The organism is Lacticaseibacillus camelliae DSM 22697 = JCM 13995 (assembly GCF_001436615.1).
GTDB classification, from domain to species: domain Bacteria; phylum Bacillota; class Bacilli; order Lactobacillales; family Lactobacillaceae; genus Lacticaseibacillus; species Lacticaseibacillus camelliae.
In genome coordinates, this window is sequence record NZ_AYZJ01000029.1 from 75847 (window position 1) to 89618 (window position 13772).

The following is a 13772-nucleotide window of genomic DNA, read 5'->3' on the forward strand; positions in this document are numbered from 1 at the left end:
AAATAAAGCGACCGGCCCTGGTGACAGCGGTTGGGATAGCAGGCAGGGGCAACCCTGCAATAAAAGCCACCAGGGTTACACCTGGTGGCAGGGGACACCATTTCGCAAGGGATGGTGCCCTTTGCGTGTTCTCAGCGTCATGGCGCATTGCCGGGTTGGCAAATAGCCATTCAATGGTAGAATAAAGACCGACTAGAAACGGGGGCACAGCAATGAAAATCCTGGCAATGGACACGTCCAATCGCGCGATGAGCGTCGCAGTGATGGTGGACGGCGAACTGCTGGCGGAATCGACGTTAAACCATAAGAAGACGCACAGCGAGCAACTCCTGCCGACCATCGACCGGTTGATGACCGTCAGCGGTCTTGAACCGGCTGACCTTGATCGCGTCGTTGTGGCAGACGGGCCAGGCTCATATACCGGGGTGCGAATCGCCGTGACCACCGCTAAAACGTTGGCCGACACCCTTAAGTTGGCACTGGTGGGCGTCTCCAGTCTCGCGGTGATGGCGGCTGGCGTGACATGGACCACCAACTTGATCGTCCCGGTGATGGACGCGCGGCGGCAGAACGTGTTTGCCGGCGTTTACCAGTGGCTGAACGGCGAGTTGATCAATGTGGTCGAGGATCGGCATCTGGCACTGGCTGAGCTGCTTCAGGAGCTCAAGCTGCTGCGCCAGCCCAGCACTTTTGTCGGCAGTGACGTGGCCAAGTTTGCCGACCCGATCAAGGCGACACTTGGGGCATCGGCACATTTTGTCGATTCACTTTCAAACCTGCCGCAAGCGGGGCGGTTAGCGCTGCTTGGTGCTAACAAGTCGCCGGTCGACGTGACCAGTTTTGTGCCGCGGTACCTGCGGCTCACCGAGGCGGAGACTAATTGGCTCAAGACGCATGACGATAAGGGGCACGCACCTTATGTTCAGAAAGTTTAAGCAGTGGTTCGACCACGAACCGCCAGTTGAGCTGGCTTTTCCCCCGCAAACGATGCGGGTGGGTGAACAGACCTATCAGCTCCGGCGGATGACCAACGACGACATCGACGCGGCCTTAGCCATGGAAAAAGCGATTTATCATGACACGCCATGGGACCGTATCGCCTTCATCTCTGAGCTGCGTAAAACGCAACGGTCACTTTATTTAGTGTTGTTTGATGACGACGTGATGGTGGCATTTATCGGCTGCTGGTTTGGCAAAGACGAGGCGCATGTCACCAACATTGCGGTTGCGCCAGCTTACCAGGGCCAGGGAATCGGCGAGCGGCTGATGCAGTTGATGATTGATAAGGCGTATGATCTGGGCCCCAGTGAGATCACCCTTGAGGTGCGAACCGATAACACGGTGGCCAAGCACCTTTATCACAAGCTGGGGTTCCAGGATGGCGAGATTCGACACGGGTATTACGTCAGCACGCACGCCGACGCAATGGATATGCGTAAACCCTTGGACTAGAAAGGACATGACATGACGAAGCGCGAATTGATCCTATCATTTGAAAGCAGCTGCGATGAGACTTCGGTGGCAGTGATCGAGGACGGCACCAAGATCCTCAGCAACATCATTGCCACGCAAATCAACTCGCACAAGCGCTTCGGCGGCGTCGTGCCCGAGGTGGCCAGCCGCCATCACGTTGAGCAGATCACAGACTGCATCGATTTGGCGCTGAGTCAGGCCAAGGTCGATTATCCCGACTTGACTGCGGTAGCGGTGACTTACGGCCCGGGCCTGGTGGGCTCGCTGTTGATTGGGGTCACTGCGGCAAAGACCGTGGCATATGCCCACCATCTGCCACTGGTCCCGGTCAATCACATGGCTGGCCACATTTATGCGGCCCGGTTCGTCAAGCCGCTGCACTACCCGCTGCTGGCGCTCATGGTGTCCGGAGGGCACACGGAGCTGGTGATGGTCAAAGGCCCTGGTGAGTTTAGCATCATCGGCGAAACGCGGGATGATGCGGCCGGTGAAGCATACGATAAAATCGGCCGCGTGCTTGGCATCACTTATCCGGCCGGCAAGGAAGTTGATCGCCTAGCTCACCTCGGTAAGGATACGTTCCATTTTCCCCGTGCAATGGATGGGGAAGACAACTTGGACTTTTCCTTCAGCGGGTTGAAGTCGGCGTTCATCAACACTGTGCACCATGCCGACCAACTCGGCCAGCAGCTGAGTCGCGAGGATTTGGCCGCCAGCTTTCAGGCGGCGGTCGTCGACGTGTTGGTCGATAAAACGGTGCAGGCGCTGCGCCAGCACCCGGTCGATCAGTTAGTGGTCGCCGGTGGGGTCGCGGCCAACCAGGGCCTGCGCGAGGCCATGACGGCGCGGCTGGCGAAGGAGTTTCCCAACATTGACGTCATCATTCCGCCAGTGCGCCTGACCGGCGATAACGCGGCCATGATTGGCGCGGCCGCTCACATTGAGCTGGCCAAGCACCACTTTGCCGACGAGACGCTAAACGCCGTGCCGAACCTGAACTTTCAGCACGCTTAAAGGTGACCAATCATCGATAAGACCATGTTGCCGCCGGAGGAGTGTCTCGGGCAGCAAGGTGGTTTTTATTTGGCTCACCGCCACAGATCGATCGCCGAAAAGATCAGTAAAGCCCCGACAATCAGGTTAATGCCGTGAAAGTGGTGGTGGTAGAAGCGGTTGATCAGCTGGCCGCCCAGCGTCCAGGTCAGCGTGCCTAAAGCCCCCAGCGCGACCATCAAGGCCCAGCGCAGGGGAATCGCCGATAGTGCTCCGGTCAGGCTGAAGGCCCCCAGCCCGGTGATAAAGTACAGGTAGCATTTGATGTTGGTGAATTGAAGCAGCAGCCCAGTGGTGAAACTGGCCGTGCTGGCGCTGTTGTCGTCGGGGCGACTGATCATGACGTGATAGGCCAAGTAGACGAGATAGGCCGAGCCGATTACTTTCATTGCGGTGATAAAGGTCGGGGCACGCTGAAGCCAGCCGGCAAACAGCCCGGCGGCGATGCCGATCACGCCCATCCCGACCGCCATGCCGAGGTTTAAGCGTAGGCTGCGCGCAAAGCCGCGAGTTTGCCCCGAGACCATCGCCATGATGGTATTGGGTCCTGGGGTGAAGGACATAATTAAGAGAAACGAGAGAAAAGCGAGCATAGGCGCCTCCAAATATAGTTGCAGATGCAATGGGATAATGATGTCAAGCTTACTCGTTTCTAATTGCAAATACAATCAGTTGTCAGTTTCATTTGACGAGTCAGGCCGGTATACTTAAGGGGGAGGCGAGCCGATGTTTGATGTGATTCGAGAGATTGGGGCCATCACGCGCCTGATTCAAACCAAAAGCAACGCTGAGTTTCGAGGGTTGGGCCTAGGCAACAACGCGTTTATTTACGTCATTCGCGCCTGTGAGCAACCCGGTATGTTCATGGGTGAGCTGGCCGATTCGGTCCAAATCGACCGCACGACCGCCTTTCGCACAATCAAGAAAATGGTCGCGACCGGTTGGTTTGAGCTAAAAGCCGACGCGACTGATCAAAGACTGCGCCGGGTTTATCCAACCAAGAAAGCCAAGGCGGTTTATCCGCGCCTGCACGCCTTCGAACAGGCGCAGTCGGATTACCTGCTCAGCGGTTTGACGCCAAGGGAGCAAACGCGGCTGACCGCGCTGGTCAAAAAGCTAAAGGTCGAAGAACTTTAGCCAATAAAAAATCACCGATTACTCGGTGATCGAAGCCCGCCGCAAAATGTCGGGCCTTTTTCTCGTTTTAGTCCTGCATGTCCTCCAGCTTGAGGCTGGCTTCCTCCCAAGCATCTTCTGCCTGCTGGGAGGCTTTTTGCTTCTCGTCTAATTGCGCTTGCAGCTTTTGCATTTTGACGTAATCGCTCAGGGCCTCCGGGGCTGCCATGGCGGTTTGAATCTGTTCGGCCTGTTTAGCCAGATCATCAATTTGCTGTTCCAGCTTTTCAACTTCTCGCTGCACCTTGCGCAGGTCGCGCTGGTTCTGCTTACTTTGCTGGTAGTCGACGGCCGCGGCATTGGTGGGTTTCGTTTCAGGCTGTTCGCCTTTGGCCTCTGCCAACTTCTGCTGGTAGTAATCCCAGTTGCCCAGGTACAGGTCGGAGCCGTCAGGGGTGATGGCCACAATGCTGGTCGCTAGTTCGTTGATGAAGTACCGGTCATGCGAAACGAACAGCACGGTGCCGTCAAAATCGGCTAGTGCGTCTTCCAGGACCTCCTTGGAGTTGATATCCAGGTGATTGGTCGGCTCGTCAAGAATCAGAAAATTGTCATGCCGCAGTGCGAGTTTGGTGAGCTCAAGCCGCGCCTTTTGCCCGCCGGACAAGTCGCCGACGCGTTTTTCAATGTCTTCGGCGTCAAAGAGGAAGGCGGCCAGCGCGGAGCGAACGTTTTGCTCGGTCATGGTCGGATGTTCATCCCAGATTTCGGCGATGACGGTTTTGTCCCAGTGCAGCTGGTGTTGATCCTGATCGTAGTACCCAGTTTCAACGTTCGTGCCGAATCGGGCCTCACCCGCCAAAAAGGGAATCTGGCCGAGAATGCTTTTCAGCAGGGTCGACTTGCCGACGCCATTCGGGCCGATCACCGCGATGCGATCGTGCTTGTTGACCTGAAAATCGATGGGGCCGGCCATTGGTGTGGCCTGTTCGTAGCCGATGGTGGCGTGCTGGACTTTCAGCACCTCGTTGCCGCTGGTTTTTTCCGCAGAGAAGTGAAAGTGGACCTTTTTCTCGGCACCACTTGGCCGCGGCAGGCGAACCATTTTCTCCAGTTGCTTGCGCCGCGCCTGTGCCTGCTTCGTGGAGGAGGCACGCACGATGTTTTTGTCCACAAAGTCCTGCAGCTTGGCGATTTCTTCCTGCTGCTTGTTGTAGGCCTTCCAAGCAAGTGCGTTATTTTCCGCCTTGCGCTTCAGGTAGCCGGAATAGTTGGTTGTGTAGTGCACCGCCATGGACGGCGTCAGCTCATAGATTTCGGTCACCACGTGATCCAGGAAGTACTGGTCGTGGCTGACGGTCAGGATCGCGCCGGTGTAGCCTTTAAGGTAACCTTCAAGCCAGCCCAGCGTATCGATGTCCAAGTGGTTGGTTGGCTCGTCGAGGATCAGCAGATCATGCTTTTCCAGCAGCAGTTTGGCCAGGGCCAGGCGGGCGCGCTCGCCGCCGGATAGGGTAGCGACCTTCATGTCCCAGGTGTTTTCCGGAAAATTGAAGCCGTGCAGAATGCCGCGGATCTCGGCGCGGTAGCCGTAGCCGTTTTGTTCCTGGAAATCATGCTGCAGCTGATCATACTGCTTCATGGTTTGGTCGAATGCCACTTGGTCCTTGGCCAGCGCCGGGTCCGCAATCTGGGCTTCAAGTGCGTGCATCCGCTTTTCCATTGCAATCAGTGGGGCGAACACCGTCAGTAATTCGTCAAAAATGCCGCGTTCGGAATCCAGCCCAGAGTCCTGAGCTTGGTACCCGATTGAAATGTCGTGGGCCAGGGTGACCTGGCCGTAATCCGGCGGATTAAGGCCGGCGAGGATCTCCAGCAAGGTCGTTTTGCCGATGCCGTTGGGGCCCACCAGGCCAATGCGGGCACCGGTCTGGACCTCTAAATTAATCCCCGTAAATAGGTCGCTGCCGTTAAATGTCCGGCCAACGCCTTGGGCTTGCATGATGATCATGGTGATTTCTCCTTACTTTGCCCACTTTGGGCGCGAATCGTCTGCTCCCAGTTTACCATACCCAAAACTGCGTATATGTGAAAAAGGTGAGCAGGGTGAGGTCATTGGGCTTGCTTTCATTGCATAAAGCGATTACTATCGAAACATAAGTATGCCGGGCTTTTCACAAATGCGCCCGGCGTGAACAGAGACGGAGGAGACTTATGGCTGAAACAATGATCCCAAAAGCGACGGCAAAACGTTTGCCGTTGTATTACCGCTACCTTAACTTCTTGGCGAACTCTGGGACGACCAAGATCAGCTCCACTGAGTTGAGCGAGGCGGTCAAAGTCGATTCAGCGACGATTCGCCGTGACTTTTCCTACTTTGGTGCCCTTGGCAAGCGGGGGTACGGGTACGATGTGATGGATCTGCTCAAGTTCTTCAAGAAGATTCTCAACCAGGATCGCTTGACCAACGTTGCGCTGGTCGGGGTTGGTAACTTGGGCCACGCGCTGCTCAATTACAACTTCCGGCAGGCAAACAATATCCGCATCTCTGCCGGCTTCGATGTCAATCCGGACCTTGCCGGCACCATTCAAAGCGGGGTGCCGATTTACCCGATGACCGACCTGATCGATCAGCTCCGGCAGCAGCAGATTGAAATCGTGATTCTGACGGTGCCAACTGACGCGGCCCAAGGCATCACTGATGACCTCGTGAAAGCGGGCATCAAAGGCATCATGAACTTCACGCCGCTGCGGATCTCGGTGCCAGCCTATGTTCGCGTGCAAAATGTGGACCTGGCCACTGAGCTCCAGACCTTGATCTACTTCTTGGACCACTACGGCCCGACGCTGAAGGATACCGAAGAAGACGAAGACTGAAAAAAACAGGCGTGCCCCTTCTCGTAGTGAGAAGTGGCACGCCTGTTTTGCGTTAAAGATCCGGGTTGTAAATCACGTAGTTTTGCGCGGCCGGATCATCCCAATTAAATTCTGAATTGGCCCGGTTTTCCCGGACATTTTGGTTGCTGATTGGTGTGGTCGAAAGTCCCAGTGCGGTGCGCAGACGATCTGAGATGCGCTGCAGCTCCTTGGTGGATGGAATCTGGTAAGACGCCGGGCCAGGATAAACCATGGCGTCGTGGCCCTTGAGCGTGGTCGACTTGATGGTCTTGGCGGCGCCGCGATAATTTTGCACCAAGGCCAGCATGTCGGCGAATGACAGGTTCGTTTGCATGTTGCTCGAGACGGTCTTCAAAAGCTGGTCGAAGTTCTTCAGCGTGTCGGTCGACAGGGCTTTTTTGACAATGGCTTTGATCACTTGCTGCTGGCGTTTTTGCCGGCCGTAGTCGCCTTCCGAATCCGCGTGGCGCATGCGTGCGTATGCTAAGGCCTCGGCACCATTGAGGTGCATTTTGCCTTTGGTGAACTTGTAAGTGCCCACGTGTGGGTCGCTCCAGGAAAAGGCGACGTTCACGTCAACGCCGCCGACCGCGTCGACGACTTTTTCCAAGGCGCCCATATTGACGGTGAGGTAGTACTTGATGGGCACATTAACTAGCGCGGAGGCGGTGTTGACGGCCATTTTTGATCCGCCAATTTCGTAGGCGGCGTTGATCTTTTGCATGTTGAAACTCTTGGTGCCGATCATCTTCGCCGCCGTGTCACGGGGCAGGGACACCATGTTGGTCGTTTGGGTCTTGGGGTTGATCACGACCACGATCATCGTGTCCGAGCGGCCGGTGTCGTTGCGGCCGAATGCGCCAGTGTCAGTGCCGAGCAGCAGCACGGCAAACGGCTTTTTCTGCTGAATGGTCTTGGCAACAGTGCCGGCGCTGCCGTCTTCGGTGCCGATGCCCTGGTAAGTCGAGTTCAGGGCGTATTTGGTCTGGGAGTACAAGCGCAAGCCGTAAGCGCCGAGCGCCACCAGCGCGGTGGTCACAATCAGGAGCATGATTTTCAGGATGGGGCGGTGAGGGTGCAGATTCTGCCGACGATTGACACGACTGTCCATGGTAGTCCTCGTTTCATGTGTTTGCTTCAGTATACCGCGTTCACGCCTGTCATTCCGAACGCCGGCAGACCTTAAACGAGGTTTAAATTCCTAGTCAATTCCAAATGGCATAACCGAGCGTGAGGGCAAGCACGCCAATGTGGGCGATCAGCGGGGTTTGTACGCTGCCGGTTTGCTTGTATAAGTAGGCGTAAGCAATGCCGACCAGCGTGCCGGTCAGCCAGTGGCTGGGGTCGGTTGCTAAGGCAAACAGCAGCCCCGAGATCAGTGCAGCACCGAACACACCGGTGACACTGGCCAAGTTGCCAAATATGACCCGCCGAAACGCGTATTCTTGAAGCAGTGGCAGCGCCCAGACCAAGGCCAGCGCGTAAAGTGGGACGCTGTGCAAGGCGGTTGTTTCCTGTGCCAGGGTCGGAGCTGGTGCATAGAACAACAGGGACTCCAGCCAGGTGCCAATGAGCTGAATAACCAGGATGATGGCGATTCCGGACACGCCCCAGATCACGCGGGTCTCGGCGCTGGCCAGCCCGGTTGTTTCAATGGCGGTTGGCAGCCGCAGCCGGCGGTTGAACCACCAGGCAAGCAGCGCGCCGGCGACGGCCAAGGCGGTCGTGCCCCACAGGCCAGCTTCTCCGGGCCAAATGTGCAAGATGAGCAGGCTGCCCAGCAGGACGGCTAGATAGGTGCTGAGAATCTGCACCGCGTGTTTTTGCAACGACATGAAAGGACCTCCTTGAGAATTATGGGCCTAGTATAACAGAATTAGCACTTAGGGGTTGCAATTGCTAAACTGATTCGGTATAGTATCTAGTGTAGTTAGCACTTAGGACGAATGAGTGCTAAACATTTAAACTTTGTGAATATGGAGGGATCGTTTTGTTAAAACCATTAGGTGACCGCGTGGTCGTTTCAGTTGAGGAAGAGCAAGAGGAAACTGTTGGCGGCATCGTACTTGCCAACAACGCCAAGCAAAAGCCGCAACAGGGCACTATCGTGGCAGTTGGCGAAGGCGCACTGAGCCCAGAAGGCAAGCGCCTGCCGATGGCCGTCAAGAAAGGCGACAAGATCCTGTACGACAAGTACGCCGGGTCTGAAGTCAAGGTCAACGGCGAAGATTACCTGGTCCTGCACGAAAAGGACATCATGGCAATTGTCGACTAGTTTGGCTCATCGCAATTCCTGCATTAACTATATAAATAATATGAGGTGAAATAAACACATGGCTAAAGAAATTAAGTTTGGTGAAGACGCACGTCGTTCCATGTTGAAAGGTGTCGACAAGCTGGCTGACACCGTTAAGACAACGCTGGGGCCAAAAGGCCGGAATGTTGTTTTGGACAAGTCCTACGGCGCTCCTGAAATCACGAATGATGGTGTGACGATTGCCAAGAGCATTGACTTGGAAGATCACTACGAGAACATGGGTGCAAAGTTGGTTGCCGAAGTTGCGACCAAGACCAACGACATCGCCGGTGATGGGACCACCACTGCGACGGTTTTGGCTCAGAGCATTATTCGCGAAGGCATGAAGAACGTCACTGCCGGCGCTAACCCGGTTGGCATTCGCAAAGGGATCGAGGAAGCGACCAACGCCGCCGTTGATGAATTGAAGAAGATCTCTCACAAAGTTTCCGGCAAGAAGGAAATCGCGCAGGTTGCTTCCGTTTCTTCCTCCGATACTGAAGTCGGCGATCTGATTGCCGACGCAATGGAAAAGGTTGGTCACGATGGTGTCATCACGCTTGAAGAAGGCAAAGGCATTCAGACCGAGCTCTCCGTTGTTGAAGGGATGCAGTTCGATCGTGGCTACCTGTCTCAGTACATGGTGACCGACAATGACAAGATGGAAGCCGATCTCGACAATCCATACATTCTGATCACCGACAAGAAGATTTCAAACATTCAGGACATCCTGCCACTGCTTCAGGAAATTGTTCAGCAAGGTAAGGCGCTTCTGATCATCGCCGATGACGTGGATGGCGAGGCACTGCCGACCTTAGTTCTGAACAAGATTCGTGGGACCTTCAACGTGGTTGCGGTTAAGGCGCCTGGCTTCGGCGATCGTCGCAAGGCCCAACTGGAAGACATCGCGGCTTTGACCGGCGCGACGGTTATCACCTCCGACCTTGGCCTGGACCTGAAGGACACCAAGATCGATCAACTCGGCCAAGCTGGCAAAGTCACGGTCACCAAGGACAACACTACAATTGTTGAAGGTGCCGGCGATAAGGCAGCAATCGACGAGCGTGTGGCAACGATTCGCAAGCAGATCGAAGAGACGACTTCCGACTTTGACAAGGAGAAGCTGCAGGAGCGGTTGGCTAAGTTGGCCGGCGGCGTTGCCGTTATCCGTGTCGGTGCCGCAACTGAGACCGAGCTGAAAGAGCGCAAGTATCGCATCGAAGACGCTTTGAACGCGACCCGTGCGGCCGTTGACGAAGGCTACGTGGCCGGCGGTGGTGTTGCTTTGGTCAACGCTTCCAAAGCGGTTGCTGCCCTCAAAGAGTCCGGCGACGTTCAGACCGGGATCAACATCGTTCTGCGGGCCCTTGAAGAGCCTGTTCGCCAGATCGCGGCTAACGCCGGTCTGGAAGGCTCCGTCATTGTTGAGCGCCTGAAGAAGGAAAAGACCGGCTTCGGCTTCAATGCTGCGACTGGCGAATGGGAAGACTTGGCTAAGGCCGGCATCATCGACCCAACTAAGGTTACCCGTTCCGCGCTGCAAAATGCGGCGTCTGTTGCTGCTTTGATGTTGACGACTGAAGCCGTTGTGGCTGACAAGCCGGAACCAAAGGAAGCAGCTCCTGCGCAGGGCAACCCTAACGCCGGCATGGGCGGCATGATGTAATTTTACCTCCAACCAATTTGAAGGCGGGGGCTCGCAATGAGCGAGTTCCCGCCTTTTCTTTTTTCACCGGGGCACAGACCCCAATAATCGTTGACGGGTATGCTATATTTAAGTTAGAAGAAAAGGAGCTGATGCGTTGTGAAACTGATTGAGAACCCGATCCGCCTGAACTTCAGCCTGCACAAATCGCTGCCTTACACCATGCGTTACCTGTATGGGAAAAGTAATGTGAAGACCTTCCGGCTTTACACGTTAGGCTCGGTGCACGTGTACTCGATCGATGCTTTTGATCGGATGGACATTGTGATGACGCACGAGCATCGCAATATTAAACAGGATGAGATCGATTTTGTGCTCAAGGCGCTGCTGCCAGGCGACGATCCCGCAACACTGAAGATTTCTCACACCGCCAAGGACCGCATTGAAGGCGATTTGCACAAAAAGATCCGCGTGAAGGACCTGGTGATCATTGAAAAGTCGCTTAAATAGTCTTCCTACCCGCCGAGGCCGCTCGGCGGGCTTTTTTAGCCAAGCGGCAAGACCCGGCACACGTACCCCGTCGCCAAGTCCTTAGCCGCTGGCCGGGCGGCCGATTAAGTTGTTTGCCCAGGTGAGCGGCCAATGATCACGGCGGCAGTGACGGCTAATAAATGTTAAAATACAAGGTAGTTTTCAACTAAAAGGAGTCCCGTCATGGCGAAAGCAGCAAGTGTTACCCCGATGATGCAGCAGTACCAAAAAATCAAAGACCAGTACCCGGATGCGTTCCTGTTTTACCGCATCGGGGATTTTTACGAGCTGTTCAACGACGATGCTATCAAGGGGTCCCAACTGCTCGAGCTGACGCTGACGGCACGCAGCAAGAACGCAGACAATCCGATCCCAATGTGTGGGGTGCCGCACCATGCCGCCCAGTCGTACATCGATATTCTGGTCGACCACGGCTACAAGGTCGCAATTTGTGAGCAGATGGAGGATCCGAAAAAGGCCGTTGGCATGGTCAAGCGGGCCGTCATTCAACTCGTGACGCCTGGCACCAAGATGGACGTCAAAATCGGTGAGGCCAAGTCAAACAACTACCTGGCTGCCGTCGTGCCAGCCAAGGGCAAATATGGCCTGGCATACGCGGACCTGTCGACCGGCGAGTTCAAGGTGACGACACTGAACAACCGCTTCACCTTGCAAAACGAACTCGGCGCGTTGGGCAGCCGCGAAATCGTGGTGCCGGACGGGCTGAGCAAGGACGACAAGAAACTACTCGGCCAGGGCGAGCGGCTGCTCAGCCGCGCGGATGCGGTTGTGTCGGCCGAGGCAAGCTACGTCAGCCAGGATTTGACCGATCCGCTGCAGGTCCAGGTCGTGTCCATGCTGATGCAGTACCTGCTGACGACGCAGAAGCGCAGCCTGGCGCACATTCAAAAAGCCGTGGCGTACGCGCCAGCTGAGTATTTGGAAATGGATCAGGATGCCCGTACCAACTTGGACATCATCAAGAATTCTCGCACCGGCCGCAAGGGGGACACCCTGTTGGCCGTGCTTGACCACACCAAAACCGCAATGGGCGGGCGGCTGCTGAAGCAGTGGCTCGACCGGCCGCTGTTGGACCTAGCAGCGATCTCCACCCGGCAAAATCAGGTGCAGACGCTGCTGGATCACTACTTTGAGCGTTCGGAGCTGCAGGACCGCCTGACCAAGGTGTATGACCTGGAGCGTCTGGCGGGCCGCGTGGCGTTCGGCACGGTCAATGGCCGCGACTTGATTCAGCTGCAAACCTCGCTGGACCAGGTGCCGACGATTCAAGAGATCTTGACGAAGTTGGACGACGGGAGTTTCACTCAGCTGCTGAAGTCCCTGGATCCGGTGCAGGATGTGGCCGGCTTGATCCGTCGCGCCATTGAGCCGGATCCACCGATTTCGATCACCGATGGCGGTGTGATTATGCGCGGCTACGATAAGCAGCTGGACGAGTACCGCGACGCCCAGGCGAACTCAAAGCAGTGGATCGCCGACCTGGAAACTTCCGAGCGGGAAAAGACCGGCATTCACAACCTGCGCATTCGCTACAACAAGGTGTTTGGCTACTACATCGAGGTCACCAACAGCAACCTCGACAAGGTGCCGGAAGATCGCTACGAGCGCAAGCAGACCCTGACCAACGCGGAGCGCTTCACCACGCCTGAGCTCAAAGCCAAGGAAAGCACGATCCTCGAGGCCGAGGAACGCGCGACCGGGCTTGAGTACGACTTGTTCCAGAAGATCCGCGATCAAGTCAAACAAGAGATTGCCCGGCTGCAGAAGCTAGCGGCGCAAATCGCCGGGCTTGACGTGCTGCAAAGCTTCGCCGTGGTCGCCGAGGACAACCATTATGTGCGGCCAACGATGCACGCTGGTAGCCACGACCTGACGATCCACGGCGGCAGGCACCCGGTCGTCGAGCAAGTGCTCGGCGAGGCCAAGTATATTCCCAACGACGTGATCATGGATTCCAAGACCGATATTCTGCTGATCACCGGACCCAACATGTCAGGGAAAAGTACCTACATGCGGCAGTTGGCGCTGACCGTCATCATGGCTCAAGCCGGCTCGTTTGTCCCTGCCGATGACGCGGACCTGCCCATTTTTGATCAGATCTTCACGCGCATTGGCGCGGCAGACGACCTGGCCAACGGGCAAAGTACCTTCATGGTCGAAATGCTCGAGGCCAACGCGGCGCTGAGCCACGCGACTGCCTCCAGCCTGATCTTGTTTGATGAGATTGGCCGTGGGACCGCGACTTATGACGGCATGGCGCTGGCGCAGGCCATCATCGAGTACCTGCACGATCACGTGCACGCCAAGACGCTGTTTTCCACCCATTATCATGAGCTGACGGCGCTGGCAGACAGCTTGGACAAACTGGAAAACGTCCATGTCGGGGCGGTCGAGGAAAATGGCAACCTGGTTTTCCTGCACAAAATGATGCCGGGACCGGCGGACAAGTCTTACGGGATCCACGTTGCCAAACTCGCCGGCCTGCCGAGCTCGCTGCTTGATCGAGCGGACAAGATCTTGACGCACCTGGAAGACACGGCGCCGGATCACGCGGCCCAGCCGGCCGCCAAGCCCGCCGAGGAGGAGGCCCAGCTGAGTCTGTTCCCGACTGAGCCGGTCAAGCCCAAGGCGAATCCGGTGCTGAAAAAGCTGGAAAAATTTGATTTGATGGCGGCCACGCCGATGGACGCTATGAACCTGTTGTACGACCTGCAAAAGCAATTAAAGAAGAAGTGAGCG

At 56.1% G+C, this 13772-nt stretch carries 13 protein-coding genes; 9 read left to right on the forward strand and 4 right to left on the reverse strand.

The genetic code is table 11. The features are described from left to right. The first annotated feature begins 212 nt into the window (after positions 1–212). The 3 genes from tsaB to tsaD are packed head-to-tail and all read left to right on the forward strand — an operon-like array spanning position 213 to position 2487. Positions 213–935: a tRNA (adenosine(37)-N6)-threonylcarbamoyltransferase complex dimerization subunit type 1 TsaB gene (tsaB, locus tag FC75_RS06410; RefSeq protein ID WP_054663006.1), complete on the forward strand. Its 723-nt coding sequence runs from the start codon at positions 213–215 to the stop codon at positions 933–935. Beyond that, positions 919–1452, forward strand: a complete 534-nt coding sequence (gene rimI / locus FC75_RS06415) for a ribosomal protein S18-alanine N-acetyltransferase (RefSeq protein ID WP_054663009.1) — start codon at positions 919–921, stop codon at positions 1450–1452. Before tsaB ends, rimI begins: the two co-directional genes overlap by 17 nt. A 12-nt stretch (positions 1453–1464) precedes the next feature. Beyond that, positions 1465–2487, forward strand: coding sequence for a tRNA (adenosine(37)-N6)-threonylcarbamoyltransferase complex transferase subunit TsaD (gene tsaD / locus FC75_RS06420; RefSeq protein WP_054663012.1), 1023 nt, complete (start codon positions 1465–1467; stop codon positions 2485–2487). Positions 2488–2561: 74 nt separating this feature from the next. Here tsaD and FC75_RS06425 read toward each other — a convergent pair whose 3' ends face one another. After that, a complete protein-coding gene (locus FC75_RS06425; protein ID WP_054663014.1) occupies positions 2562–3119 on the reverse strand; it encodes a LysE family transporter in 558 nt (185 codons plus the stop codon). 133 nt (positions 3120–3252) lie between these two features. Between FC75_RS06425 and FC75_RS06430 the strand changes: the two genes are divergently transcribed. Continuing rightward, positions 3253–3663 (forward strand): MarR family winged helix-turn-helix transcriptional regulator, encoded by a 411-nt coding sequence (locus tag FC75_RS06430; protein WP_054663017.1) that lies wholly within the window; start codon positions 3253–3255, stop codon positions 3661–3663. 67 nt (positions 3664–3730) lie between these two features. Here FC75_RS06430 and FC75_RS06435 read toward each other — a convergent pair whose 3' ends face one another. After that, positions 3731–5653, reverse strand: a complete 1923-nt coding sequence (locus FC75_RS06435) for an ABC-F family ATP-binding cassette domain-containing protein (protein ID WP_056989441.1) — start codon at positions 5651–5653, stop codon at positions 3731–3733. Positions 5654–5856: 203 nt separating this feature from the next. Between FC75_RS06435 and FC75_RS06440 the strand changes: the two genes are divergently transcribed. After that, positions 5857–6519, forward strand: coding sequence for a redox-sensing transcriptional repressor Rex (locus FC75_RS06440; protein ID WP_054663020.1), 663 nt, complete (start codon positions 5857–5859; stop codon positions 6517–6519). Positions 6520–6571: 52 nt separating this feature from the next. On the opposite strand, the gene FC75_RS06445 is transcribed toward FC75_RS06440, so the two are convergent. Beyond that, entirely contained in the window at positions 6572–7651 is a 1080-nt protein-coding gene (locus FC75_RS06445; protein ID WP_056989442.1) for an LCP family protein, read from the reverse strand. A 94-nt stretch (positions 7652–7745) separates the two neighbouring features. Next, positions 7746–8375 carry a CPBP family intramembrane glutamic endopeptidase gene (locus tag FC75_RS06450; RefSeq protein WP_054663023.1) on the reverse strand — a complete coding sequence of 210 codons (630 nt, stop codon included), beginning with the start codon at positions 8373–8375 and terminating at the stop codon, positions 7746–7748. Positions 8376–8530: 155 nt separating this feature from the next. Between FC75_RS06450 and groES the strand changes: the two genes are divergently transcribed. The 4 genes from groES (at position 8531) to mutS (ending at position 13769) form a co-directional block, all read left to right on the forward strand. After that, positions 8531–8815, forward strand: a complete 285-nt coding sequence (gene groES, locus FC75_RS06455; protein WP_054663026.1) for a co-chaperone GroES — start codon at positions 8531–8533, stop codon at positions 8813–8815. 58 nt (positions 8816–8873) lie between these two features. Then, on the forward strand, positions 8874–10502 hold the full coding sequence (gene groL, locus FC75_RS06460) for a chaperonin GroEL (protein ID WP_054663029.1): 1629 nt from the start codon (positions 8874–8876) through the stop codon (positions 10500–10502). Between the two features lie 138 nt (positions 10503–10640). Beyond that, positions 10641–10991, forward strand: coding sequence for a DUF1827 family protein (locus tag FC75_RS06465; protein ID WP_054663032.1), 351 nt, complete (start codon positions 10641–10643; stop codon positions 10989–10991). A 204-nt stretch (positions 10992–11195) separates the two neighbouring features. Continuing rightward, the gene (mutS, locus tag FC75_RS06470) at positions 11196–13769 is read left to right on the forward strand and encodes a DNA mismatch repair protein MutS (protein ID WP_056989443.1); all 2574 of its coding nucleotides are present in this window, start codon (positions 11196–11198) and stop codon (positions 13767–13769) included. Positions 13770–13772 lie beyond the last annotated feature (3 nt).